This is a genomic window from Prescottella agglutinans (assembly GCF_004011865.1).
Lineage (GTDB): Bacteria > Actinomycetota > Actinomycetes > Mycobacteriales > Mycobacteriaceae > Prescottella > Prescottella agglutinans.
In genome coordinates this window covers 216323-241592 of record NZ_RKLP01000009.1, presented here as the reverse complement: position 1 = coordinate 241592, position 25270 = coordinate 216323, and the positions used below count along the sequence as shown (strand labels likewise).

Genomic DNA, 25270 nt, shown 5'->3' with positions numbered 1-25270 from the left:
GACTCGGTACGCATACTGACTGTGAGGCGAGAATAGAACGCGTTCCACCCGCCGGTCAACGCCTCGACGGATGGCGCCCGCCGACCTCGGCAGTGACCGCGTCCGCGGCCGCCACCAGCGCAGCGCCGCGCCGGGCGATCTCCGCGCCGCTGATCGCCCCGCCGACGTCGAGGGTCAGCACCAGCGACTGCCGGCCGTCGGCGTCGTAGCAGGGCGCGGCGATCAGGCTCACCGGGTACTCGACGTCGTCCTCCGTCTCGCTGTGGAGGTAGACGCGCTCGCCGAGGCTGGAGACCATCTCGCCGATCAGCTCGCGTAGTTCGGCCGGAAGATCCCGCCCTGCCACACCGGCCATGAGCGAGAAGAGCTTGCGGCCGACGGGAGTGAGCCGCTCGACGAGGTATCCGGCCCGACGGCAGTCGTCGACGACGCGCCGCAGCAGGTCGCGGTCGAGCACCACCGGCAGCGCCGGTTCCCGGCGCAGCCACGCCTCGAGTTCGTCGTCACCGCCCCAGATCACGTACATGAGGCCGACCGGCGGCGCGAACGGGTACGACTGACCCGCCCGGGCGGCGGTGCGGCCGAGCGTCATCCCCGGCGGGGCGACGGTCTCGAGGATCATCACCTGGTCGCCCACCACCGCGGACGCCGTGCACACCGCACCGAACTCGGCGGCGAGCTTGTCGAGCTGGGCCCGCGCGATCGGCCCGACGGCGAATCCGCGCTGCGCGGCGCGCCCCGCGGCGATGAGCGCCGGACCGAGTCCGTAGGTCTTCGAGACGGGGTCGCGGGTGAGGTATCCGCCCGACACGAGTTCCGAGAGGATGCCGAGGCAGGTCGGCTTGCTGATCGACAGCGCGCGGGCCAGTTCGGACAGGCCGAAGCGCTGCTCCTCGCGGGCGACGAGGAAGTCGAGCACCTGGACCACCCGCTCGGTCGGCGGGGACCGGCGTCCGCTCGGCTCGCCCGCTTCGGCAATCCCAGTAGTCATTGACCACTCCTTGAAACACGTTCTATCGTCTGATCAACGCTTGATCTACCACTCAGGTACATATTTGTACCACTGGATCGAAGGAGCAAGATGTGCTGACGGATCCACTGGCCGAGGCCATCGCCGAGGCCGAGAAGCTCGTCGAGAGCGCCCCCCACATCCGGTCGGAGCAGGACCTACTGGAGGGAATGCAGTACCTCGCGGGCGGCATCCTCGCGACCGTGCACGCGGCCTGGGCCACCGAGAAGACCCACCCGTTCTTCATCCAGGGCACGGGCCCGTTCACGAAGATGGGGCTGGACAACCCCGACACCCTGTACTGGGGCGCCCGGATCAACGACGACGCCGAGTACATCGTCACCGGCACCCGCGGCACCACGGCCGACCTCAGCTTCCAGGTGCTCAGCGGCAACTACACCAACGCGAACGTCCCCGGCAGCGAGATCGCCTTCGACGACCGCGAACTGCACATCGAGGACGACGGCACGTTCGTCGCCACGTTCGGGCCCGGACCGGCCGACGGACGCCGCAACCACTTCACGCTCGCCCCCGGCTCGAGCCAGCTGGTGGTGCGCGAGGTCTACAGCGACTGGAGCCAGAAGCGCGGCACCATTCGGATCGAGCGCGCCGACCGCATCGGCGTCCCGGTGCCGCCGCTGACGAAGGAAGAGACCGAGAAGCGCTTCGCCCGCGCCGGCAAGGCGCTGGTCAGCCGGGTCAAGACGTGGCTGCAGTTCCCGCAGTGGTTCTACGACAACCTGCCGGTCAACACGATCACCGCACCGCGGCTCACCCCGGGCGGCCTGGCCACGCAGTACTCGTCCGTGGGGCACTACGAACTCGCCGACGACGAGGCGATGATCATCACCGTCCCGAAATCCGATGCGCCGTACCAGGGTTTCCAGCTGGGCAGCCTCTGGTACATCTCGCTCGACTACATCAGCCACCAGACGTCGCTGAACAACGCTCAGGCACAGGTCGATCCGGACGGCATGATCCGCATGGTCCTGAGCGAGCGGAACCCGGGCGTCACCAACTGGCTCGAGGCACTCGGCCATCCCCGCGGCTACCTGCAGTTCCGGTGGCAGCGGACGTCACGGGAGTACACGCCCGAGGACGGCCCGACCGTCGAGGTCGTGAAGTTCGACGAGATTCCCGCCAAACTGCCGTTCCACGAAAACAACAAGATCACGCCGGAGGACTTCGCCGCCCGCATCGCGGCGCGCCAAGCCGCCGTCGCCGACCGGATGCTGGGGTAGAACATGACAAATCTTCTGCAGGACAAGGTAATCGTCATCTCGGGTGTGGGACCGGCGCTGGGCCGCACCCTCGCTCTGCGCTGCGCGGAGGCCGGCGCCGACCTGGTGCTGGCCGCCCGCACCCAGTCGCGACTGGACGAGGTCGCCAAGGAGGTCACCGATCTGGGCCGACGCGCGGTGACCGTGTCGACCGACATCACCGACGACGCCTCGGCCGCACACCTGCTGGCCGCCACCACCGACGCCTACGGCCGGGTCGACGGCCTGATCAACAACGCGTTCACGGTTCCGTCGATGAAGCCGTTCGGCCGCACCGACTTCCAGCACATCCGCGACGCGATCGAGCTGACCGTGCTCGGCGCGCTGCGCCTGACCCAGCTGTTCACGCCGGTCCTCGCCGAGTCCAAGGGTGCGGTCGTGAACGTGAACTCGATGGTGCTGCGGCACTCGCAGGAGCGCTACGGCAGCTACAAGCTCGCCAAGTCGGCGCTGCTGGCGATGTCGCAGTCGCTGGCCACCGAACTGGGTCCGCAGGGCATCCGGGTCAACTCCGTCGCCCCCGGCTACATCTGGGGCGACACCTTGAAGAAGTACTTCGAGCACCAGGCCGAGAAGTTCGGCATCACCGTCGACCAGATCTACGAGCACACCGCGGCGAACAGCGACCTCAAGCGCCTGCCGACCACCGACGAGGTCGCCGACGCGGTGATCTTCCTGGCCTCCCCGATGGCCAGCGCGATCACCGGCCAGTGCCTCGACGTCAACTGCGGCGAGTTCCACCACTAGAGCCGGGCTGAAGGAGCACCATGACTGAACGCACCACCGTCGGCACGGTCGAGGACCTGCACGCGTCCGCGACCCGGATGACCGGACTCGACGATTTCGGCGCCGACGACTACACCGAGGCGCTCGGGGTCCTGCTCGACTCGTACGCGCGGGACGAGGACCTCACCCCCTTCGGCAGCAAGATCTCCCGCGTCTTCCTGCGCGGTGCCCTGGTCGCACGCCTGCTGTCCGAGGCCGCCTGGAAGCAGCACCCCGGACACGCCGACGTGCGGATCGAGCGACCGATCTTCGTCACCGGCCTGCCGCGCACCGGCACCACCGCGCTGCACCGGCTGCTCACCGTGGATCCGGCGCACCAGGGCCTCGAGATGTGGCTGACCGAGATGCCGCAGCCGCGCCCGCCCCGGGACACCTGGGAATCCAACCCGGTGTTCCAGGCGATCGAGCAGCAGTTCAGCAAGCACCACGTGGAGCATCCCGAGTTCATGGGCGTGCACTACATGTCGGCCGGCGAGGTCGAGGAGTGCTGGCAGCTGCTGCGGCAGACCTTCAAGTCGGTGTCGTACGAGTGCCTGGCGAACCTGCCGACGTACTCGAAGTGGCTCGAGGGCCAGGACTGGACCAACGCGTACGAGCGGCACCGGAAGAACCTGCAGCTGATCGGCCTGCACGACCAGGACCGGCGCTGGGTCCTCAAGAACCCGAGCCACCTGTTCGCGCTCGACGAGTTGATGGCCGTGTACCCGGACGCGCTGATCATCCAGACGCACCGGCCGGTGCGCACGCTCGTCCCGTCGATGTGCAGCCTCGCCGAGCAGGCCACCGAGGGCTGGTCGAACAAGTTCCGCGGCGAGGTCATCGGCCGCAGCCAGCTCGACCTGTGGGCGCGCGGGCTCGAGGACTTCACGGCGGCGCGGGCGAAGTATGATCCGGCGCAGTTCATCGACGTCGACTACCGCGACTTCGTCGCCGATCCCCTGGGCACGGTCGAGAAGGTCTATTCGCACTTCTCGATCCCGCTGTCGGAGCAGGCGCACCGCGCGATGGAGGACATGCACGCGGAGAGCCGCTCGGGCAACCGCAAGCCGGCGCACAAGTACACGCTCGAGGAGTACGGGCTCACGGCCGAGGAAGTGGACGAGCGTTTCGGGGACTACGCGGGCGGCTGAACCGAGAAAGACGTCCCACCCACCGAGACCCTACTGTGATCGCGGACACATTTCGGGCAAGGTCTCCTGTCATGGGGCCTGCAACGGCGCAGTCCCCTGTCAGAGAGGCTCGATCCGGATGTTCCTGCACGCAAGACAATTCGACACCGACCGCCGCCAACTCCCCGAGGGGATGCACGACACCCCCGCCACCGCCACGTCGGTCGACCTGGCCGCGTACGGGTACACGGAACACGAGTTCTTCCTCAGCGGCACCGCCACCGCGTTCCGCGAGGACGGCACGTGGGAGGCGGACGGGCGCTGGGCGGTCGCCGAAGCCGGACAGGCGCCGTACCGCACGCGACTTCTCGTGCGGGCGCCGCGGGACCCGGAGCGGTTCAACGGCACGGTCGTCGTCGAGTGGTTGAACGTGAGCGGCAACGTCGACGTCGATGTCGAGTTCGGATACATGCATCCCGAACTGCTGCAGGGGTACGCGTGGGTGGGCGTCTCCGCCCAGGCCGCCGGTGTCAACAGCACCGGCGGCAGCCCCCTGGGCCCGGACGTCGTCGGGCTCAAGGCGTGGGATCCGCAGCGGTACGGCCCGCTGCACCACCCGGGCGACGCCTACTCGTACGACATCTTCTCCCAGGCCGGCGCTGCGCTGCGCGCGCCTCGGGGCGCCGACCCGCTCGCCGGACGGACGGTCGAACGCCTCCTCGCGGCGGGCCAGTCCCAGTCGGCGATGCGAATGCTCACCTACGTCAACGCAATTCATCCGAGAACCCGGGTGTTCGACGGATTCTTCGTCCACAGCCGTGCCGGCTTCGGGGCGCCGATCGGATCCGGCACCGGCCTGCCGAAGCTCGACGGGCCGGACGGAGTCGCGGTGGTCGCTCCCGCCCGTGTCCGCACCGACCTGGACGTGCCCGTCTTCCAGGCGATCACCGAGACCGAACTCTTCGAACTCGGCGGCGGGGCGGGCCCCCGGTCGTTCGTCGCGGCCCGCCAACCCGACACCGACCGGATCCGCACCTGGGAGATCGCCGGTACCGCGCACTCCGACGCCCACGCGCTGCGAATCCTCCACTCGCAGTACACCGCACAGTTCGGCAGTGTCCGCGACCTGAGCGCCGTGATCCCGATCGTCAACGACGGACCGCAGGCACAGGTGGTGTCCTCGGCGCTGCGCGCGCTCCGCACCTGGGTTGCCGACGGCATCGCGCCCGCGTCCACGGATCCCATCGAGACGACGGACGCCGGCATCGTCCGTGACCACTTCGGCAACGCCCGCGGCGGAGTGCGCACGCCGCAGGTCGACGTCCCGGTCGCCACCCTGACCGGCGAGACCACGCACGTCCCCAACAACGGTGCCACCGTTCCGCTGGATGCGGACACCCTCGCATCGCTGTACCCGGATCGGGGTACGTACCTCAGCCGGTTCGCGGACGCGACCGATCGAGCGGTGGCGGGCGGATTCCTCCGCTTCGAGGACGGTCGTGCGCTCGTGGCCGCGGCGCGTGTCGCGCACGTCGGAGACTGAGCCGGACCGGGTTCGGCCACCGCCGAACCGCCTAACCTAACAAACATTCGCGCCCGATCGGGGGCTTCACCGCTGGGCCCGGACGCCTGCTAGCTTTACTGCCGGTGGCGTCGGGCCACATTCAGCATCATTCCCAGAGGACCCCCATGGACATCATCACCACGTTCAGTGCCGTCATCAACGTCGTCAGCGCCATCCTGAAGCTGATCGACGTGGCAAGCGCCCTGAGCTGATCGTCCCCCACGACGTGCGAAGGCCGGGTTCCCTACGGAACCCGGCCTTCGGCCTCTCCGCCGAGCTCAGGCGGGCCAGCCGTCCTCGAAGACGTCGTTGTGTTCGCCGAGGCCCGGGGCGTGCAGACGGATACCGAAGGACGCGTCGTCGATCAGTCCCGGCATGCCGACGTGGGTGAACGCGCCCGCGACCGGATGTTCCGACTCCACGAACATGCCACGGTGCCGCAGGTGCTCGTCGCCGACGATCTCGTCGAGCGTGCTGCGCACCGGGCCGATCGCGAGGCCGGCGGCGATCGCGAGGTCCATCCACTGCTGCTGGGTCCTGGTCGCGAAGATCTCGGCGAGCGGGCCCTCCAGGCTCGCGTCGTCGGGACGCGCGTCGAGCAGGTCCTCCCGGTCGACGGCTCGGCAGAACCTGGCCCAGAACTTCGGCTCCAGCGCCGTGAACGCCACCGCGCGGCGATCCGCGGTGGCGTAGAGCCGATACCGGGGACCGCTGGTGCCGTCGCTGAGCATCGGCAACGTCGTCGTGTCGGCAATCCTGTCCCAGTTTGCCTGGTAGACAACGGGAATCATCGACTGGGACAGCAACGCGTCGGCGCCGGAGACGTCGATCCGGCAGCCGACGCCACGCCGTTCCCGCCGTACCAGCGCGGCGCAGATCTGCATCGCCGCCGCGCTGCCGGCGGCGATCGCGGCGTCCCCGCCCCGGCCGCTGATCGACGCGCCCTCGCACTCGCCGGGCAGCAGACCGCCGTCGGGCGACACCGTCGTCGGGTTCGCACCCACCAGCGCGCTCATCATCAGGCCGTGCGTCGGAATCGCGGCGTACGGGCCGCTCGCTCCGTATCCGCTGACCGAGCAGTGGACGAGACCCGGATTCAGCTGCGCCAGTTCGTCGTCGGACAGACCCGACTTGGCGAGGGTGCCGGGAGCGTTGCCGTCGACGAGCACCGCCGCGCCCTCGATCAGCCGACGCAACCGCGCCGCCCCGTCCGCCGTCCGCATGTCGAGGGTGACCGACCGCTTGTTGCGGTTCAGTTGCAGGTGCGCGGGGCTGTACCCGGGCGTCACCTGCCCCAGCGCCCAACGGATCAGATCGCCGTGCGGCGGTTCGACCTTCACGACGTCCGCCCCGAGATCGGCCAGGAGCATCCCGACCGTCGCGCCGGTGAGCAGGCTCGCCGACTCGACCACCCGCACCCCGGCGAGCAGCGGCTCAGCCATCGACGCCCGCCAGTCGCAGGCCGTGTGCGGCGCAACCGTCGGCCATCGCCGCGAACATCCCGGCAACCTCGGGGCGTCCGCGCCGGCCGGCGGCGGCCACCCGACCCTCGAGCACAACGGCCAACCGCGCCATCGCCAGCCCCTGGTAGAACGGCAACCGGTCCATCGACTGCCCGCTGACCTCCGCGTACCGGTCCGCGACGTCGTCGCGCGACGGCAGCAGGTCGTGCACCGCCGGGTCGCCGCCGCCGAGGGCGAAGGCGGCCATCAGCGGGTCCTCCTCGGGCCGCACCCAGCGCGCGGTGAGGTACCCGATGTCGATCATGGTGTCCCCGACGGTCGCCGTCTCCCAGTCCAGGACCGCCTTCACCTCGGCTCGCTCGCGCGCCACCATGATGTTCATCGCGCTGTAGTCGCCGTGGATCAACCCCAGTCGGTAGTCCGTGGGCTGGTCCCGGCGGAGCCCGCCCAGGAGTTCGTCCAGGACCGGAACCTCGCGCGTGCGGAACTTCTCGAGCATTGACGCGGCCTTGTCGAACTGCCGCGCCAGGTAGCCGTCGGGGCGCGCGGTGTCGGCGAGGGTCGTCGCGCGCCAGTCGACGGCGTTCACCCGCGCCAGCACGTCGACGATCGATTCCGTGATCGCCTTTCCGTCGCGCGGGTTCGCGAACGGTTCCGGCAGCGTCCGATCGAGCGTGATCCCGTCGACGAACTCGCTGACCAGGAAGTCCCGCCGGGTCGGTGCGGAATCGTCGCGGACGACGACCGCGGCCGGGTGCGGGACGCCGCTCCCGGACAGGGCGTCCAGGATCCGCCCCTCCCGACTCAGGTCGAAGGCGCCGCCGACCGACGCCTCGCGATGATCCGGCGCGACCCGGAGGACCCACCTCAGATCGCCACGGGTCACCAGGTAGACCGCGTGACTGCGCCCGGCGGTCTGCGCCAGCGGCGCGATCGACACCGCGCCCGCGCCCGGCAGGCGGTCCGCCAGCCAGCGGGAGAGGTCCTCGGACTCGGCCTCGCCGAGTGCTCGACTGATCGTAGACTGCGTCATCAGAACCGGTAACCCCCGTTGAGTCCGATGGTCTGGCCGGTGAGCCAGCCGGTGTCCGCGCCCAACAGATGACTGACCATGGCGGCCACGTCGGAGGGCGCCCCCACCCGCCGCACCGGCGCCTGCATGGCGTAGAAGTCCATCACCTGCTGGTTGGTGACCTCCTGCGCGGTCGGGGTGTCCACCAACCCGAGCTGGATTGTGTTGCAGGTGATCCCGCGCGCACCCAACTCGGTGGCGGCGGTGCGGGTGATCGACTCGGCCGCCGCCTTGCTCGCCGCGTACGCCGCCCCGCCGAACAGCCCCTGCACGGTGGAGACCGACGAGATGTTCACGATGCGGCCGCCGTCCTCCATCCGCTTCGAGCACTCGGCCGCGGCGACCAGCAGTGCGTGCGTGTTGAGCGCGAACACCCGCAGGTACTCGTCGTGCCGCTCGGAGGCCAGTTTGGGAAGTGACCCGAATACCGCGGTCGCCGCGTTGTGGACGAACGCGTCGAGACGCCCGACCCCGTCCACCGCCGCATCGACGACCCTCCGCACGCCGGCGGACTCGGCCAGGTCGGCCTGCACCGTCACCGCCGCCGCACCCGCATCCCGGCACCGGCGCGCGACGTCCTCGGCACCGGATTCGTTGGCGCAGTATGCGATCACCACATCGAATCCGTCGTCTGCCAGCCTCGTGCAGATCGCCGACCCGATTCCGCCCGCACCGCCCGTCACCACCGCGGTCCGCTTCTCGGTCGTCATGTCAGTACCACCGCATGACGATCACCGCGCCGCTGACACCCGCGCCCGCGGTGACCATCACGACGATGTCCCCGCGGGCGATCCGCCGCTCCCGCGCCGCCATGACGGTGCCGATCGGCAACGACGCCGATGCCGTGTTCGCCACCAACTCCCCGCTGGTCGGCACCTTCTCGGGCGCGAGGCCGAGGACGCGGCCGAGGGTCCGCACCATCTGCACGTTGGCCTGGTGCACGAAGAGGTGATCGATGTCCTCGATCGTCAGTCCGACCTCGGCGAGCGACTTCCGGAGCAGTTCGGGGATCTCCCGCACGAACACGTCCACCAACACGTGGCCGTCCATGTGCAGTGGTTCGACTCCTGCCGAATCCGGTGTGCGGTAGGGGGTTCGCAATGCGTCGACGAACGTGCTGTCCGTGACGAGCTGGTAGGTGAGCATCCCGTAGCCCGGCGGAACCGGGCCCATGAGGTAGGCGCCCGCCCCGTCGCCGAACAGCGGCATGGTCTTGCGGTCGGACGGCACCACGAAGTTCTCGATGCGGTGGGACCCGACCACCAGCGCGGTGCGTGCCTGGCCGATCCGGTGATACGCGTCCGCGGTGACCATCGCCTGCGCGAATCCGGCGCAGCCACCGTCGAGACTCAGCGCCGGCATCGGCCCCAACCCCATCCGCGCATGCACGTCCGACACCGGCGCGGGCACCTGGCGATCGGGCGTCGACGTCGCCACGATCAACATCCCCGGGTCGTCCGCGGCCTCCGGCGTCAACGCCCGCTCGCGCGCGTCCTTCAGCGCGAGTCGTCCGGCCTCGGCCGCCATGTCCGCGGTGTTCTCCCCCGCCGCGGCCCGGCGCCGTTCGAGCACACCAGTCTTCTCGACGATCCATTCCTCGGTGACGCCCGCCGCGGCCCCGATCTCGGCGTTGGTCGCCACCCGCTGCGGGACGTACATCCCCATTCCGAGGACTCCATAGCCGCCGTAGCCGACCGGCCCCTCATCTCGACTCAGCCCGGACAGCATCACCGATCCCCCTCGTGCATGGACGCCGACCGGCGCCGAAGCCCTGTTGTACACCACACGACAGCACGCAGGGAGGGATTTCCGGCATTCGTCCGGTTCCGTCCACACGGAAACCGACATGGACAAACGTCCAGATGTTTTCGTGCAATTCACCCAAAACACTCGAACGGCTGCTAGCTTTACCGCCAGTGGCAAAGGGCCACGTCCAGCCGATCTCACCTCAGAGGAGTGAAACATGGGTTCCTTCACCACGCTCAGCGCCGTCATCGACAGCGTCAAGACCATCATGGCGATCTTCCAGCAGCTCAGCTCCATGAGCTGACTGCTCCCACACACGCAGAACGGGCCGGGCTCAGCGAGTCCGGCCCGTTCCGCGTTCAGGGACCGGGTCGGAGCGGCGCCACCCGGGTTTCCGTCCTGTGGGACGGAACTGGCATGAGGGAGAACACATCCGACATCGTCGGCGCATGACAGCCGACGACACCCTGCAGCCGATCGCCTCCGACGCCCCGGTCGGCACGGCGTCCGCCAGCGGGCAGGAGCATCCGCGCGTGGGCACCATCGTGGCCCTCGGATCGATGACCGCCCTGGGTCCCTTCACGATCGACATGTATCTGCCGGCGCTGCCGGACATCGCCGACGCACTGGATTCCTCGCCGTCCGGCGTGCAGCTGACGATCACCGGCACACTCATCGGGCTCGCGCTCGGACAGCTGGTGATCGGTCCGCTGTCGGACACGCTGGGCCGCAAGCGACCACTCGTCGCCGGGATCGCGCTGCACGTCGTCGCCGCCTTCCTCGCGGTCTTCGCCACCAGCGTCACGATGCTCGGCGTCCTCCGCGTCTTCCAGGGCGTCGGGGCCGCCGCGGCCGCGGTGATCACGATGGCGATGGTGCGAGACCTCTACTCCGGCAACACGGTCGCGGTGGTCATCTCGCGTCTGATGCTCGTTCTCGGCGTCGCACCGGTGATCGCGCCGAGCGTGGGCGGGGCTCTGCTGGTGACCGTCGACTGGCGCGGGATCTTCGTCGTCCTCGCGCTGATCGGGGTGGTCATTGCGCTGATCGCGATCTTCGCACTGCCGGAATCGCTTCCGCCCGAACGGCGTCGGCCCGGCGGGCTCGGGCCGGTGCTTCGCACCTACGGAATGCTGCTGCGTGACCACACCTTCGTGTCCCTCACGCTCGTGGCGAGCGTGGTGATGGCGTCGCTCTTCGTGTACGTCTCGGGGGCGTCGTTCGTCTACCAGGACCAGTTCGGCCTCGACCAGCAGCAGTTCGCGCTGGTCTTCAGCGCCGGCGCCTTCTCGATGATCGGGGCGACGCAACTCAACGTCCGTCTTCTGCGACGGTGGTCGCCGCGACAGATCGTGCAGTGGTCGTTGACGGTGGCGGTCGCCCTGGGCCTGGTCGCGGTGGTAGTGGCGTTCTGCGAGATCGGCGGGATGGCCGGCTTCGTCGCCGCACTGTGGATCATGCTCGGCGCCGTCTGTTTCGTGCTGCCCAACGCCCCCGCGCTCGCGCTGTCCCGGCACGGCGAGGCCGCGGGCACCGCGGCCGCCCTCCTGGGGTCGCTGCAGTACGCGGTCGGCGCGGTCGTCGCGCCGCTGGTCGGACTGCTCGGCAACACCAGCACCGCCGTCGTCGCGAGCATGACGGCGTGCCTGGCCATCGCGCTGGCGACGATGCTCGCCAGCGCGCGCCGCGGCGTCTGACGGACGTCTCGGGCACCGGCAACCGGCGACCGGAAGGGATGACCGGTCATACCGCAACCGGTGCACGCTCCGGTCCCCTGCACGTGGGATGATCGGGGCATGCCGTCACCGTCTCCGCTGCCACTGGATCCGATCGAGGAAGCGCACCGTCAGTGGACGCAGCACGGCTGGGGCGCGGTGGCGGACGGGATGGCCGCGGTGACGTCGGTGATGCGCGCACAACAGATCATGATGGCGCGCGTGGAGGAGACGCTCAAGCCGTTCGGCCTGACGTTCTCCCGGTACGAACTCCTGACACTGCTGACCTTCACCCGCAGCGGCGCGCTGCCGATGGCGAAGGCCAGCGCCCGACTCCAGGTGCACCCGACGAGCGTGACCAACGCGGTCGACCGCCTCGAGGCCGCGGGCCTGGTGCGCCGCGTCCCGCATCCCACCGATCGCCGGGCGACGCTGGTCGAGATCACCGAAGAGGGGCGGGAGCTGTCGCTGCGCGCCACGGAGGAACTGAACGCCAAGGTGTTCGCCGAACCGGGCCTGGCCCCCGACCGGCTCGACTCCCTCGTCCGAATCCTCGCCGAACTGCGCTACCGCGCAGGCGATTTCGATACCGGGGACAAGCCCGGCAAGTGGCACTGACCGGCCCCTGACACGCCTCGGCCCCGCATCGATCACGTCGATGCGGGGCCGAGTTGCACTGCGCCGTATGCCTAGTGGTGCCCGAAGTTCGGGTCGCGCTTCTCGGTGAACGCGGCCATGCCTTCCTTCTGGTCCTGGGTCGCGAATGCGGAGTGGAACACGCGCCGCTCGAACCGGACGCCCTCGGACAGGGTCGACTCGAATGCCCGGTTGACCGATTCCTTGACCATCATCGCGATCGGCAGCGACATGTCCGCGATCTTCGACGCCGTCGCGATCGCCTCGTCGAGCAGGCCGATGGCCGGGACGATGCGGGCGACCAGCCCGGCGCGCTCGGCCTCCTCCGCGTCCATCGTGCGGCCGGTCAGGCACAGGTCCATCGCCTTGGCCTTGCCGATCGCGCGGGTGAGTCGCTGCGAGCCGCCGATGCCGGGCAGCACACCGAGCTTGATCTCCGGCTGGCCGAACTTGGCCGAATCGGCCGCGATCAGCACGTCGCACATCATCGCCAGTTCGCACCCACCGCCGAGCGCGTAGCCCGACACGGCGGCGACGATCGGCTTGCGTGCCGCCGCGAGGCGGTCCCACGCCGAGAACCAGTCGTCGAGGTACATGTCCATGAAGGACTTGCTCTGCATCTCCTTGATGTCGGCGCCGGCCGCGAACGCCCGCTCCGACCCGGTGAGGAGAATCGCGCCGATGCCGCGGTCCTTCTCGAAGTCGTCGACGGCCGCGACCACCTCCGACATCAGCTGGGCGTTGAGCGCGTTGAGCGCCTCCGGCCGATTCAGCGTGATCATGCCCACGCGGCCGGTGCGTCCGACCTGAATGGTCTGGTAGTCCGTCATCGAGTCTCTCCGTTCGACCTGTCCCTGATGTCCCTGATGATCGCCGAGAAGTCCTCGCCGCCGTGCCCGGTCTCGTGGAACCTCCGGTACAGCTCGGCGGCCCGCATACCCAGTTCGGCGTCGACACCGTTGGCACGCAACGCGTTCGCCGCCAGTCCGAGATCCTTGTCCATGAGGGCGGCCGCGAAGCCCGGCTGGTAGTCGTTGTTGGCGGGGCTCGCCGGAACCGGACCCGGGACCGGGCAGTTGGTGGTGAGCGCCCAGCACTGACCCGACGCGTTGGACGCGACGTCGAACAGCGCCTGGTTGCTCAGGCCCAGCTTCTCGCCGAGCACGAACGCCTCGCTGATCGCGATCATCGAGACGCCGAGGATCATGTTGTTGCAGATCTTCGCGGCCTGCCCGACGCCGGGTCCGCCGCAGTGCACGACCTTGCGGCCCATCACCTCGAGCAGCGGACGCGCCGCCTCGAAGTCCTCGTCGGCGCCGCCGACCATGAACGCGAGGGTGCCGGCCGCGGCCCCCATGACCCCGCCCGACACCGGCGCGTCGACGCTCCGGTGCCCGGCCTGCTCGGCCAGTTCGTGGGCGGTGCGGGCGTCGGCGACGTCGATGGTCGAGCAGTCGACGAACAGCGTGCCCTGGCGCGCGGCGGCCAGCAGTCCACCCTCGTAGAGGTCGTGCACGTGCTTGCCGCTGGGCAGCATCGTGATGACGACGTCGGCCTCGGTGGCGGCCTCGACGGCGGAGGCCACCGGCGTGATGCCGTCCCGCTGTGCCTGTTCGAGCGCGGCCGGCGCGAGGTCGAAGCCCCGCACCCGGTATCCCGCCTTCGCCAGATTCGCCGCCATCGGCCCACCCATGTGGCCCAGGCCGACGAATCCGACGGTGATGTCGCTCCTGCTCATCGCAGTTCCTCCCCACTCACGAGCGCTGCGGCCAAACCGAGTTCGGCGTCGCCGAGCGACTCGAAGAATCGATCCACGTGTTCGTCGGTGACCGCCTCGAGGGTCGACGGCGACCATGCGGGGTTACGGTCCTTCTCTACCACCTGCGCCCGGATGCCCTCCACGAGATCGTGGGATCCCAGGCACGCCAACGACACCCGGTACTCCTGATCGAGCACCGCCTCGAGCGTGTCGAGTTCGCGGGCCTGCCGCAGCGCCCGCAACGTCACCTTCGCGGCGGTCGGGGACTTCGCGAGGATCTGCTCGGCGGCCGCGGCCGCCTCGGCAACCCCGCTGCCCTGCAGGTTGGCGACGATCTCCTCGACCGTGTCGGCCGCGTACGCGGCGTCGATCCATGCGCGCTGCGCGGCCAGGTCCGATGCCGGGGCGGGCTGCGCGAACCGCGCCAGCGCGTCCTCGACCGAACCCTCGGCCAGCGCCTGCTCGAACTCCGCGAGCCGGTCCGACGGCACGAAGTGGTCGGCGAAGCCGCAGGCGATCGCGTCGCCCGCGCTCAGTCGCGCGGTCGTCAGCGCGATGTGGGTGCCGAGTTCGCCGGGCGCCCGCGACAGCAGGTAGGTGCCGCCGACGTCGGGGACGAAGCCGATGCCCACCTCGGGCATTCCGACGGTCGACCGCTCGGTGACGACGCGGACGTTGCCGTGCGCGGAGACACCGACACCGCCGCCCATGACGATGCCGTCCATGATCGCGACGTACGGCTTGCCGTAGCGGGCGATCGCGGCGTTCAGCACGTACTCGTCGCGCCAGAAGTCCTTCGACCCGCTGCCGCCCTCGCGGGCGTCGTAATAGATCGAGACGATGTCGCCGCCCGCGCACAGCCCGCGCTCGCCGGCACCGGTCAACAGCACGGCGCCCACGGACTCGTCGTCGGCCCATTCCAGCAGCGCCGACGCCATCGCCTGCACCATCGCGTGGTTGAGGGCGTTGATCGCCCTCGGCCGGTTGAGGGTGATCCGGCCGAGAGCGCCGACGCGTTCGACCAGGACCTCGGGTTCGTTCGCTTCGCTCACGCCGCGCCCGCCGATCCGACCACCGCGCGGGCCACGACGACCCGCATGATCTCGTTGGTGCCCTCGAGGATCTGGTGCACCCGCAGGTCTCGCACGATCTTCTCCAATCCGTATTCCGCCAGATAGCCGTAGCCGCCGTGCAACTGCAGCGCCTCGTTCGCGACCGCGAAACCGGTGTCGGTCGCGAAGCGCTTGGCCATCGCGCACAGTTCCACCTTGTCCGCGGTGCCCGCGTCGAGCGCGTCCGCGGCCCGCCACAGCAGGGTGCGCGCGGCCTCGAGTTCGATCCGCATGTCGGCGAGGCGGAACTGGAGCGCCTGCGACTCCACGAGCGCCGACCCGAACGCCTTCCGCTCCGCGAGGTACGTGACGGCCTTGCCCAGCGCGGCCTGTGCCCCGCCCACCGAGCAGGCGGCGATGTTCAGTCGCCCGCCGTTGAGGCCCTTCATCGCGATGCGGAAGCCCTCGCCCTCACCGCCGAGCAGGTTCGCCGCCGGCACCCGCACCTCGTCGAGGATCACCTGCCGGGTGGGTTGGGCGTTCCAGCCCATCTTCTTCTCGTTGGCACCGAACGACAGCCCGGGCGCGTCCTTCGGCACGATGAACGCCGAGATGCCGCGGGCGCCGGCGGCGCCGGTGCGGGCCATGACGACGTACACGTCCGACGTGCCCGCACCGGAGATGAACTGCTTGACGCCGGTGAGCAGGTAGTCGTCGCCGTCGCGAACGGCCTTGGTGGACAGGGCCGCCGCGTCGGATCCGGCGCCGGGCTCGGTGAGGCAGTAGCTGCCGAGCTGCTCCATCGACGCGAGTCCGGGCACCCAGCGGCGGCGCTGCTCGTCGTCACCGAACTCGTCGATCATCCACGTGACCATGTTGTGGATGGAGATGTACGCGGCGATCGACGGGCAGCCCGTGGCGAGCTGCTCGAAGATCCGGACGCCGTCGAGCCGGGTGAGACCGGAACCGCCGACGTCCTCGCGGATGTAGATGCCGCCCATGCCGAGCGCACCTGCCTTGCGCAGCACGTCGACCGGGAAGTGTTTGTTCTGGTCCCACTCGATCGCGTTGGGCGCCAGGTATTCCGCGGCGAAGTCGCGCGCGGTGTCGCTGATCGCGCGCTCGTCGTCGGAAAGTCTGAACATTGCCTTCGCTCCTAGTTCGTCGTGGTCGGGATGACGCTGTGTCCGCGGTCGTCAGAGGGATTTCGCAATGATCCCCTTCATGACCTCGTTGGCGCCGGCGTAGATCTTCTGCACCCGGGCGTCCTCGTACATCCGGGCGACGAGGTACTCGCGCATGTACCCGTAACCACCGTGCAGCTGCACGCAGCGGTCGACGACCTCGCACTGTTTGTCGGTGAGCCAGTACTTCGCCATGGCCGCCTCCGCCGCGTCGAGCTCGCCGCGCAGGTGTTCCTGGATGCAGTGGTCGAGGAACACCTCGCACGTCCGTGCGATCGTCTGGCACTCGGCGAGTTCGAACGCCGTGTTCTGGAACTCGAACAGGCTGTGGCCGAACGCCTGCCGGGATTTGACGTAGGCGACGGTTTCCTCCACGGCGCGGTTCATCGCACCCGACGCCTGGGCCGCGATGATCAACCGCTCCTGGACGAGTTGGGCGATGAGCTGACCGAACCCCTGCCCCTCCTCGCCCAACAGGTTCGAGGCGGGAACCCGCACGTCGACGAACGACAACTCGGAGGTGTCCGCGGCGTGCTGCCCGACCTTGTCGAGCACCCGCCCCACCGTGAATCCGGGGCAGTCCCGCAGGTCGACGATCAACAGCGACACTCCCCTGGCGCCGGCCTTGGGATCGGTCTTGACCGCCAGGACGATCATGTCGGCGGACGAGCCGTTGGTGATGAACGTCTTGGAACCGTTGACGACGTAGTGGTCGCCGTCCCTGACGGCCGTCGTCCGGATGGCCTTCAGGTCGGAGCCCGCGCCCGGTTCGGTCATTCCGATGGCGCCGAGGATCTCCCCGGACGCCATGCCGGGAAGCCACGCCCGCTTCTGTTCCTCGGTGCCGTACTCGTTGACGTAGTGCGCGACGATTCCGCTGTGCACGGAGACCCCGAATGCGAGGTCACCCGCATAGCCCTGCGCCTCGAACACCGCCAGATCGTGCGCGAACGTGCCGCCGCCGCCGCCGTACTCCTCGGGAATCGAGCAGCAGAGCAGTCCGAGCTTGCCGGCCGTGAGCCACACGTCGCGATCGATGCGGCGCTGCGCCTCCCACTTCTCGTTGTTGGCGACGACCTCGCGTTCGAAGAACCCGGCCGCAAGCTCGGAGAGCGCCCTGACCTCGTCGTCGTGCCAGCCCGGCACGTACTTCTTCACCGCGTCAGTCCATCGTCGGGATGACGAAGTGGTCCGAGTGCTCCTTGAACCCGGACGGCCAGCGCTGCGTGACCGTCTTGGTCTTGGTGTAGAAGCGGATCGAGTCCGGGCCGTGCTGGTTGAGGTCGCCGAATCCGGAACGCTTCCAGCCGCCGAAGGTGTGGTACGCGATCGGCACCGGGATCGGCACGTTGACGCCGACCATGCCGACCTCGACGCGGGAGCAGAAGTCGCGGGCGGTGTCGCCGTCGCGGGTGAAGATCGCGACACCGTTTCCGTACTCGTGCTCGGTCGGCAGGCGCAGCGCGTCCTCGTAGTCGTGCGCGCGGACGACCTGCAGGACGGGACCGAAGATCTCCTCCTTGTAGATCCGCATCTCCGGGGTGACGCGGTCGAACAGGGTTGCGCCGGCGAAGAATCCGTCCTCGTGGCCGTCGAGGGTGAAGCCGCGGCCGTCCACGACCAGCTCGGCACCCTCGTCGACGCCGATCTGCACGTAGCCGTTGACGCGGTCGAGAGCATCCTTGCTCACCACCGGCCCGAAGTCGGCGGTCTCGTCGTCCGAGCGGCCGATCCGGAGCTCCCGAACCCGTTCGGTGAGCTTCGCGACGAGCGCGTCCGCGGTCTCCTCACCGACCGGCACCGCAACCGAGATGGCCATGCACCGCTCGCCGGCCGAGCCGTAGCCGGCACCGACCAGCGCGTCGGCCACCTGGTCCAGATCGGCGTCCGGCATCACGATGGCGTGGTTCTTCGCGCCGCCGAAGCACTGCGCGCGCTTGCCGTGCGCCGCGGCGGTCTCGTAGATGTACTGCGCGATCGGGGTGGAGCCGACGAAGCCGACGGCCTTGATCCGCGGGTCGGTCAGCAGCACGTCGACCGCACCCTTGTCGCCGTTGACGACGTTGAACACGCCCGGCGGCAGACCGGCCTCGAGGAACAGCTCGGCCAGGCGCAGCGGCACCGACGGGTCCCGCTCGGACGGCTTGAGCACGAACGCGTTTCCGCACGCGAGGGCGGGCGCAGCCTTCCACAGCGGGATCATCGCCGGGAAGTTGAACGGGGTGATGCCGGCGACGACGCCGAGCGGCTGACGCATCGAGTAGACGTCGATACCCGAGCCCGCCCCCTCGGTGTACTCGCCCTTGAGCAGGTGCGGGATGCCGGTGGCGAACTCGACGACCTCGAGGCCGCGCTGGATGTCACCCTTCGCATCCGGGACGGTCTTGCCGTGCTCGGACGACAGCAGCCGCGCGAGCGGATCCATCTCCTGCTGGATCAGCTGCAGGAACCGCATCAGCACGCGGGCGCGGCGCTGCGGGTTCCATGCCGCCCACTCCTTCTGGGCATCGGCCGCGTTCGCGATGGCCGCCTCGGTCTCGGACTGGTCGGCCAACGGAACCCGCGCCTGCACCTGCCCGGTGTTGGGGTCGAAGACGTCGGCGAATCTGCCGGACGCACCGGGGATCCGCTTGCCGCCGATGAAGTGAGAGAGCTCTCGAACGCTCATTGCCCGAACCCGTCCTTTGCTGTCGCTGCCAAGACGTGAAGGAGACATACGTCACCTCCAACATTCATCGCCCATCCTATAGTTGGAAGTCCATGCAAGTCTAGGGGTCGGATCCCGACAATTGCCCGAACCGCAGGTAGGGGGCGGATTCCTCGGACAGAATGACGATTCCGAGCGCCTGGATTCCGCGATCGCTTCCCGGACGGAGATCAGCCGATGGACTCCCTGAGCGAACCGATTCTCGACACCGTCGACCACCCGTTCTCGCGTCGGACCTTCCTCGGCGGCGCCGGCGCCCTACTGGTCGCGGGCATGGCCGGGGCCACCACCCACGCGACGGCGTCGCCACAACCCGCGCGCGCCGCCAAGCCGAGCGGACTTCCCCACCGCCCCAACATCGTCGTGATAATCACCGATCAGGAGCGCCCACCGATGTTCTGGCCCCAGGGGTGGGCCGAGGCGAACCTCCCCAACCGCAAGCGCCTCGCCGACACCGGGCTCACGTTCGACAACTGCTGCTGCAACGCCGCGATGTGCTCGCCCAGCCGGAGCACGTTCTTCACCGGGCTGTATCCCGCCCAGCACGGGGTCACCGCGACCCTGACCGAGGGCGGGACCGTCTCCCCGACGGAACCGACCCTGCCGCTGGGCCTCCAGAACATGGCCAAGCTCCTCGACTCCGCCGGCTACAACGTGCACTACCGCGGCAAGTGGCACATGAGCAAGGGTGCGGGCGGCGGCGACCCGTCCGGCGCGGACGTCGCGGCGTACGGGTTCCAGGGCTGGATCCCGCCCGAGGGCGGCCAGGACACCGACCCCGACCACTTCGGCGGCGGCTGCGCCGATCTCGACAGCCGCTACGCCGCGGAGGCCGTGGACTTCCTGCGCGGCCTCGACCCGAACGACGACCGGCCGTTCGCGCTCGTCGTCTCGTTCGTCAACCCGCACGACGTGCTGGCGTATCCGCAGACGTGGGACGCGATCAACGGCACGTGCGACAACTACGGCTCCGACGCGCCCGGCATCTTCGAGCAGGGCATCGACCTGCCGCCGACCTACGACGAGTCCCTCGCCCTCAACTTCAAACCCACGGCGCAGGTGCAGTCGCAGGTGCTCCTCGCCGCCGGACTCGGTCCGCTGCCCGGCCCGGAGGCGGCCCGCAACTACGTCAACTTCTACGCCTACATGCACAAGGTGGTCGACGAGCACATCGGCGCGGTTCTCGACGCCCTCGAGTCCCGTCCCGGGGTGCGGGATTCGACCGTCGTGATCCGGATGTCCGACCACGGCGAGATGGGTATGTCGCACGGTGGGCTGCGACAGAAGGTGTTCAACGCGTACGAGGAGACGCTGCGGGTGCCGATGGTGATCAGCAACCCGGCGCTGTTCCCGCAGCCGGCCCGCTCCGGCGCGCTCGCATCGCTGATCGACGTCATGCCGACGCTCGCCACCCTCGCGGACGTTCCGGACCGGTCCGCGTGGGACTTCCGGGGCGTCGACCTGATGCCGATCGTCACCGACGCCGCCGCGAACCCGACCGCGCCCAGCGCGGAGGTGCAGGACGTTCTGCACTTCACCTACGACGACCAGAACTGCGCCACCCCCGACGGGCAGAACATCGTCACGCAGCCCAACCACATGCGCACCATCCGCGATCACCGGTGGAAGTACTCGGCGTACTTCGACCCGGCCGACGTCACGCCGCCGCAGTTCGAGATGTACGACATGCAGACCGACCCGCTGGAACTACACAACCGCGCCGACGCGCGCAACGTCGCCTACTTCGATCCGGACCAGGCCGCGCGCATGCACGCGAAGCTGTTCGAGGTCATGGACAGGTGCGGCACCACGCCCGAGCGCGGACTGATCAGTGCACCAGTTCCAGGAACTGCATCGGGGCCGCCTCGGTGAACCGGCCCGTGACGTTGCCGCCGAGTCCGCCCTCGAGCGCCGTGTCGGCGATCAGGTCGAGCTTGCGCGCGGACGCGCCCTCGGTGAAGTCCAGTTCTGCGAGGTTCACCCAGACCACGTTGGGCCGTGTGGTCGACGAGAAGACGAACTGCCGGTTGGTCAGGTCCGCCACCGTCTGCCAGATGGTCTGCGACGCGTAGGGCTTGCCCGGCTCCGGCACTCGGAACGGCTGGGCCGCGTTGCGAATGACGCTGAACATTCCCGCGACGGCCTCCACCCGGGTCTGCGGTTGCGGCAGGTGACCGACGTAGTGGGCGGCGCGCGCGAATCGGTCGGATGCCTGCGTGGTGCCGGGAAGCGGCTTGTCGCCACCGAAACCCGCCACCTCCTTCAGCATCTCGATCTGCTTGTCGTAGGTCGGCGAATTGGTCATCACCCGGTAAGCGCGGTCGTGCCAGACCCTGGCGACGCCGCCGTCGACGTACTCGACGATCGCCGAGTCACCGGTCGCATCGTCGAGCGCGAGATGCACCGCCGGCACCTCACCAGTCGCCGGATCCCCCAGGGGCACGACCTGAACGTCGGTCTCCTCGATCCAGGTGACGGCGTCGGCGACGGTCGCGAAGTTGTCGAGGAAGTACTGCAGCCAGATCGCCATGCTGAGCGCCGGCCGCGACTTGTCGAAAGTCCCGTACTCGGATTCGGTCAGCCAGAGGATGTGGCCGGACAGGCCGGCCTCGTTGATCCCGTCGACGGACATCATGTCGAAGGCACCGGCCACGACGCTTCCGTACCTGGACGTCCAGCTGAGCGATCCGCCGACGCCGTCGTGCCGTTCGATTCCGCGGGGAAGGGACCAGAGATTCGTTCCGGTATCGCGGTGGTAATCCATGTTGCGGCCGACGAGCACCGAACCGGCCGCATCAGGCCACATGACCCTGGTGCACATTCGCTCCACCTTTCGTGGGTTGAGAGAACAGATCTGTCAACGAGGCATCGAGGTGAACCGGACAAAATGCTATCAGCGACTCGGGTGCCGGGTCGGTCTTTCGAGCAGGCGGCCGCGGGGTGTGTCCACCCGACCGGTAATCAGCTTGGGGTGCAGTCGTTCTCGCTCAGCTCACCGGACGCGAGGAAGTCGGTGACCAACCCGCCGCACGACGAACCGACGGTGGAGCCGTGCACCCCGTCCTCGATCGTCAGGAGCCGGCCACCCATCGCGGCGTGCGCGTCGAGCGCCCACCCGTACGGGGTGACGGTCTCGACGCGGTGGCCGATGACCAGCAGGTCGGTGCCGGTGTTCGCGACGGCCGTCGGCTCGGCGGGGAGGGGCCAGCCACTGCACAGGCTGACACCGGGGACGTCGGAGTCGGCGGGGAACTCGATGCGCCGCTGCGGATCTCGACCGAGCTCGACGTTGAGCGCCCGGTGCGCCGCGAGCTGGCCCGCGGTGTCGCCGACCGGGTCGAGGCTGTTGCAGATGTAGGCGGTACCGGCCGTCGCGTCGAACGAACGCTCGAGGAAGTCGGTGGTCTCCGGATCGAGCGGAGAGTCGTTGTCGTCGGGTGCCGGGGCGTCGCCGGGCGGGACGTCGGGTTCGTCGGGGGTGGCGCCGCCGTCGTTCTCGGCGCCCTCGACGCCCAGAACGGCCGTGTCTGGCACCGTGTCCCGCGGAACGTCCGGGTCGGCCGCCGCGAGGGTTCGCAGTGCCTCGGTCGCCGAGTCTCCCGTGTAGTCCATGCTGTCGAGGACCACCCGGTGCAGGTGTTCGGGGAACCGCGACTGCAACTCGGCGCCGAGGACCGTGCCCCACGAGACGCCGAGGAAGTCGACGGTGTCCAGCCCGAGCGCCTGCCGCACCCGGTCGAGGTCGCGGGCCGCGGTCGCGGTGGTCAGGCTCGCGAGAAGATCGGGGTCGAGGTCGACGCAGTCCCGGTTGGCGGCGGCGATCGCGCCGCCGTACGCCGCCAGGCTCGCGTCGTCGCGCGTGGCCGGGACGTCCGGCGCGTCGCAGGTGACGCCGGTCGAGGACCCGATCCCACGCAGGTCGATCCCGACGACGGTGCCGCCGAGCCCCAGTTCCGACGCCACCGTCGCCGCCATGCTGCGGCCCTCCACCCCCGGACCGCCCGGATTGACGAACAGTGTCGGCGCCGCCGGATCCGTGCCGACGACGCGGCTCAGCGCGAGTTCGACCGTGCGGCCGTCCGGATCGGTGTAGTCCAGCGGGACGCCCACCGACGCGCACTGCAGGCGGTCGACGACGCCCGGTTCGATGCCGAGATCGGTGACGTAGGCCGCCAGGTCCGTACAGGGCTCCCACGCGACGGCGACGGATTCGCGCACACCGCTGGTGCTGCAGCCGGACAACGTCACCGCACCGAGCGCCGCGGCGCCGAGCAGCGCCGCTGTCCGTCGAACCCTCACGCGAACCCTCTCGTACCGACAACGCAGGATTCCACGGTAAGGCCACCCGCAGAGAACGCTGGTCGGCGCCCTACCGGCGTGCAGCGAGGTACTCGGCCGTCGCGGTGTCGGCGGCGAAGAACGTCTCGATCGCGAGCTCGGAGACCGCCACGTCGAGGGGCGTCCCGAAGACCGTCGTCGTGCTGAGGAAAGCCAGGTCGTGCTCGCCCACCCGGACCCGGAGGGGCACGACGAGCGCGGGTCCCGGCCCGGTCGGATCGACTCCGCCCGGATACGCCGCCAGCTCGACGCGCAGCCGTCGAAGCTCGTCGTCGCCGGTCGCGTCGATCTGCCGGTCGAGCCGGTGCAGCACGTGCGCCCGCCACTGCGCGAGATTCGTGATCCGCGGCGCCATCCCGTCCGGGTGCAGGCTCAGGCGGAGCACGTTGACGGGTGGTTCGAGCAGCCGACCGGCGGCGCCGTCCGTCAGCAGCGCGACGGTGTCGTTCGCGTCCACCAGGTTCCAGTGCCGATCGACCACCAGCGCGGGCATCGGGGCGTGCGCCGCCAGGATGGTCCGGATCGCGTCGGAGACCACCGCCATCGGGACGTCGGTCAGCGTGTGCTCCGGGAATGCCGGGGCGAAGCCGGCGGCCAGCAGCAGGGTGTTGCGGTCCCGCAGCGGGATGTCGAGGTGCTCGCCGAGTCGCAGGAGCATCGCCCGGGTCGGCTTGGCGCGACCCGTCTCGAGGAAGCTGACGTGCCGGGTCGACACCTCGGCCCGGTTCGCCAGGTCGAGTTGCGTCATCCGACGGTGCCCGCGCCACCACCGGATCTGGTCCCCTACCGGCCGCTCCTGTGCCCGCGTCATGGACCCGACCCTAGGCGGTCGGGGGAACGCTCCCCATTACCTCCGAGGTAATCGACCGGCGGCCGTTCGCGGAGCACGCTCGTTCGCAGAGGCCGCACCCGGCGGTCGCACTCGAAAGGGGTTCACCGTGAACGACTTCGACAACTTGGTCCAGCGCTACCTGGACACCTGGAACGAGACCGACGCCGACAAGCGCGCGGCCCTCGTCGCGGAACTGTGGGCCGCGGACGGGCGCTACGTCGACCCGATCGGCAGCGCCGAGGGGCACACCGCACTCAGCGCCCTCATCGGGGCGGTCCAGCAGCAGTTCGACGGCATGCGGTTCGACCTGGCCGGCGACATCGACGCCCACCACGACCAGGCCCGGTTCACGTGGGCGCTCGGCCCGGTCGGCGCCGAACCCCTCGTCGTCGGCTTCGACATCCTCGAGCGCGACGCCGAGGGCAAGGTGCGCACGGTCCTCGGGTTCCTCGACAAGGTCCCCACGGCCTGACCACGACCGGCCCGTCGCGGGTCTCAGACGGGGGAGGCGGCGAGCTGCGCGAGCATCGCGAGGTTGGCCGCCATCCCGTCGCGCCACACCGAAAGTCGGTGGGCGACGATCGCGCCTTCCTTGTCCGGGTGCTGCTCGATGAACTCGATCAGCGGGGACCGGCCGGTGCCGGCCTTGGCCCACTGCCGCACGACGGTGCCGTCGCCGTCGGGCTCGACCTCGAAACCCCAGGAGGCCACCGGCACCTCGACGGAGCCGACACACCACACCCAACGGCGACCGTCCTCGACCTCGGCGATCTCCGACTCGGTCTGCCACTCCCCCACGTGCGGGCTGGCGTTGTACCCACGGAACCTCGCTCCGACGGCGACCCCGGTCGCCCCGTCCAGCCATTCGACCCGCTGCAGCTCGCCGTCGGCGCGGGTGGGCAGCTCGATGTCGGTGACCAGCGCCCACGCCTGCTCGGGGGTGCAGGCCAGACGCTCGACGACCTCGACGGTGGGGTTGTCGCTCAGACGCATGATGCTCCTTCGGATTTCGGGTGGG

The 25270-nt window shown here is 69.5% G+C and carries 24 protein-coding genes; 9 read left to right on the top strand and 15 right to left on the bottom strand.

The features are described from left to right. Positions 1-55: 55 nt before the first annotated feature. Positions 56-991, bottom strand: coding sequence for an IclR family transcriptional regulator (locus EGT67_RS18060; protein WP_127917466.1), 936 nt, complete (start codon positions 989-991; stop codon positions 56-58). 92 nt (positions 992-1083) lie between these two features. On the opposite strand from EGT67_RS18060, the gene EGT67_RS18055 reads away from it, so the two are divergent. The 5 genes from EGT67_RS18055 to EGT67_RS25485 all read left to right on the top strand — a co-directional run bounded on the left by EGT67_RS18055 (position 1084) and on the right by EGT67_RS25485 (position 5960). Continuing rightward, positions 1084-2250 (top strand): hypothetical protein, encoded by a 1167-nt coding sequence (locus EGT67_RS18055; protein WP_127917465.1) that lies wholly within the window; start codon positions 1084-1086, stop codon positions 2248-2250. A gap of 3 nt (positions 2251-2253) precedes the next feature. Continuing rightward, positions 2254-3036, top strand: coding sequence for an SDR family oxidoreductase (locus tag EGT67_RS18050; RefSeq protein ID WP_127917464.1), 783 nt, complete (start codon positions 2254-2256; stop codon positions 3034-3036). Positions 3037-3056: 20 nt separating this feature from the next. Continuing rightward, a complete protein-coding gene (locus EGT67_RS18045; protein WP_127917463.1) occupies positions 3057-4205 on the top strand; it encodes a sulfotransferase family protein in 1149 nt (382 codons plus the stop codon). A 118-nt stretch (positions 4206-4323) separates the two neighbouring features. Further along, complete coding sequence (locus EGT67_RS18040) at positions 4324-5727, top strand: alpha/beta hydrolase domain-containing protein (RefSeq protein ID WP_127917462.1); 1404 nt, start codon at positions 4324-4326, stop codon at positions 5725-5727. 104 nt (positions 5728-5831) lie between these two features. Continuing rightward, the gene (locus EGT67_RS25485) at positions 5832-5960 is read left to right on the top strand and encodes a hypothetical protein (protein ID WP_277750159.1); all 129 of its coding nucleotides are present in this window, start codon (positions 5832-5834) and stop codon (positions 5958-5960) included. A 66-nt stretch (positions 5961-6026) separates the two neighbouring features. Here the strand turns inward: EGT67_RS25485 and EGT67_RS18035 are convergent, their stop codons facing one another. Genes EGT67_RS18035 through EGT67_RS18020 form a run of 4 tightly spaced genes read right to left on the bottom strand, consistent with a single transcriptional unit; the run spans position 6027 to position 9948 of the window. Then, on the bottom strand, positions 6027-7190 hold the full coding sequence (locus tag EGT67_RS18035; protein ID WP_127917461.1) for a CaiB/BaiF CoA transferase family protein: 1164 nt from the start codon (positions 7188-7190) through the stop codon (positions 6027-6029). After that, positions 7183-8244, bottom strand: a complete 1062-nt coding sequence (locus EGT67_RS18030; RefSeq protein ID WP_127917460.1) for a phosphotransferase family protein — start codon at positions 8242-8244, stop codon at positions 7183-7185. Before EGT67_RS18030 ends, EGT67_RS18035 begins: the two co-directional genes overlap by 8 nt. Then, positions 8244-8993, bottom strand: coding sequence for an SDR family oxidoreductase (locus EGT67_RS18025; protein ID WP_127917459.1), 750 nt, complete (start codon positions 8991-8993; stop codon positions 8244-8246). The genes EGT67_RS18030 and EGT67_RS18025 overlap by 1 nt, the downstream gene beginning before the upstream one ends. 1 nt (position 8994) lies before the next feature. Beyond that, on the bottom strand, positions 8995-9948 hold the full coding sequence (locus EGT67_RS18020; RefSeq protein ID WP_164877600.1) for a 3-oxoacyl-ACP synthase III family protein: 954 nt from the start codon (positions 9946-9948) through the stop codon (positions 8995-8997). A gap of 530 nt (positions 9949-10478) precedes the next feature. Between EGT67_RS18020 and EGT67_RS18015 the strand changes: the two genes are divergently transcribed. After that, a complete protein-coding gene (locus EGT67_RS18015) occupies positions 10479-11726 on the top strand; it encodes a multidrug effflux MFS transporter (protein WP_127917457.1) in 1248 nt (415 codons plus the stop codon). Between the two features lie 99 nt (positions 11727-11825). Next, the gene (locus EGT67_RS18010; RefSeq protein WP_127917456.1) at positions 11826-12362 is read left to right on the top strand and encodes a MarR family winged helix-turn-helix transcriptional regulator; all 537 of its coding nucleotides are present in this window, start codon (positions 11826-11828) and stop codon (positions 12360-12362) included. A 71-nt stretch (positions 12363-12433) separates the two neighbouring features. Here EGT67_RS18010 and EGT67_RS18005 read toward each other — a convergent pair whose 3' ends face one another. The 6 genes from EGT67_RS18005 to EGT67_RS17980 are packed head-to-tail and all read right to left on the bottom strand — an operon-like array spanning position 12434 to position 19043. Further along, positions 12434-13210: an enoyl-CoA hydratase gene (locus EGT67_RS18005; protein WP_127917455.1), complete on the bottom strand. Its 777-nt coding sequence runs from the start codon at positions 13208-13210 to the stop codon at positions 12434-12436. Continuing rightward, on the bottom strand, positions 13207-14118 hold the full coding sequence (gene mmsB / locus EGT67_RS18000; RefSeq protein ID WP_127917454.1) for a 3-hydroxyisobutyrate dehydrogenase: 912 nt from the start codon (positions 14116-14118) through the stop codon (positions 13207-13209). Before mmsB ends, EGT67_RS18005 begins: the two co-directional genes overlap by 4 nt. Beyond that, on the bottom strand, positions 14115-15191 hold the full coding sequence (locus EGT67_RS17995) for an enoyl-CoA hydratase/isomerase family protein (protein WP_127917453.1): 1077 nt from the start codon (positions 15189-15191) through the stop codon (positions 14115-14117). The genes mmsB and EGT67_RS17995 overlap by 4 nt, the downstream gene beginning before the upstream one ends. After that, positions 15188-16336, bottom strand: a complete 1149-nt coding sequence (locus tag EGT67_RS17990; protein ID WP_127917452.1) for an acyl-CoA dehydrogenase family protein — start codon at positions 16334-16336, stop codon at positions 15188-15190. Before EGT67_RS17990 ends, EGT67_RS17995 begins: the two co-directional genes overlap by 4 nt. 51 nt (positions 16337-16387) lie before the next feature. Next, positions 16388-17533 carry an acyl-CoA dehydrogenase family protein gene (locus EGT67_RS17985; protein WP_127917451.1) on the bottom strand — a complete coding sequence of 382 codons (1146 nt, stop codon included), beginning with the start codon at positions 17531-17533 and terminating at the stop codon, positions 16388-16390. Positions 17534-17537: 4 nt separating this feature from the next. Beyond that, the gene (locus EGT67_RS17980) at positions 17538-19043 is read right to left on the bottom strand and encodes a CoA-acylating methylmalonate-semialdehyde dehydrogenase (protein ID WP_127917450.1); all 1506 of its coding nucleotides are present in this window, start codon (positions 19041-19043) and stop codon (positions 17538-17540) included. Between the two features lie 216 nt (positions 19044-19259). Here EGT67_RS17980 and EGT67_RS17975 point away from each other — a divergent pair, with 216 nt between their 5' ends. Next, positions 19260-20954: a sulfatase family protein gene (locus tag EGT67_RS17975; protein ID WP_127917449.1), complete on the top strand. Its 1695-nt coding sequence runs from the start codon at positions 19260-19262 to the stop codon at positions 20952-20954. Here EGT67_RS17975 and EGT67_RS17970 read toward each other — a convergent pair. The 3 genes from EGT67_RS17970 to EGT67_RS17960 all read right to left on the bottom strand — a co-directional run bounded on the left by EGT67_RS17970 (position 20911) and on the right by EGT67_RS17960 (position 24231). Beyond that, entirely contained in the window at positions 20911-21903 is a 993-nt protein-coding gene (locus EGT67_RS17970) for a linear amide C-N hydrolase (protein ID WP_127917448.1), read from the bottom strand. The two genes, EGT67_RS17975 and EGT67_RS17970, sit on opposite strands and share 44 nt — an antisense overlap. Positions 21904-22043: 140 nt before the next feature. Next, entirely contained in the window at positions 22044-23381 is a 1338-nt protein-coding gene (locus tag EGT67_RS17965) for an alpha/beta fold hydrolase (RefSeq protein ID WP_127917447.1), read from the bottom strand. A 70-nt stretch (positions 23382-23451) separates the two neighbouring features. Continuing rightward, positions 23452-24231 (bottom strand): helix-turn-helix domain-containing protein, encoded by a 780-nt coding sequence (locus EGT67_RS17960; RefSeq protein WP_127917446.1) that lies wholly within the window; start codon positions 24229-24231, stop codon positions 23452-23454. 127 nt (positions 24232-24358) lie between these two features. On the opposite strand from EGT67_RS17960, the gene EGT67_RS17955 reads away from it, so the two are divergent. After that, entirely contained in the window at positions 24359-24724 is a 366-nt protein-coding gene (locus EGT67_RS17955; protein ID WP_127917445.1) for a nuclear transport factor 2 family protein, read from the top strand. 23 nt (positions 24725-24747) lie between these two features. Here EGT67_RS17955 and EGT67_RS17950 read toward each other — a convergent pair whose 3' ends face one another. Beyond that, positions 24748-25245 carry an SRPBCC family protein gene (locus tag EGT67_RS17950; protein WP_127917444.1) on the bottom strand — a complete coding sequence of 166 codons (498 nt, stop codon included), beginning with the start codon at positions 25243-25245 and terminating at the stop codon, positions 24748-24750. Positions 25246-25270: the final 25 nt, after the last annotated feature.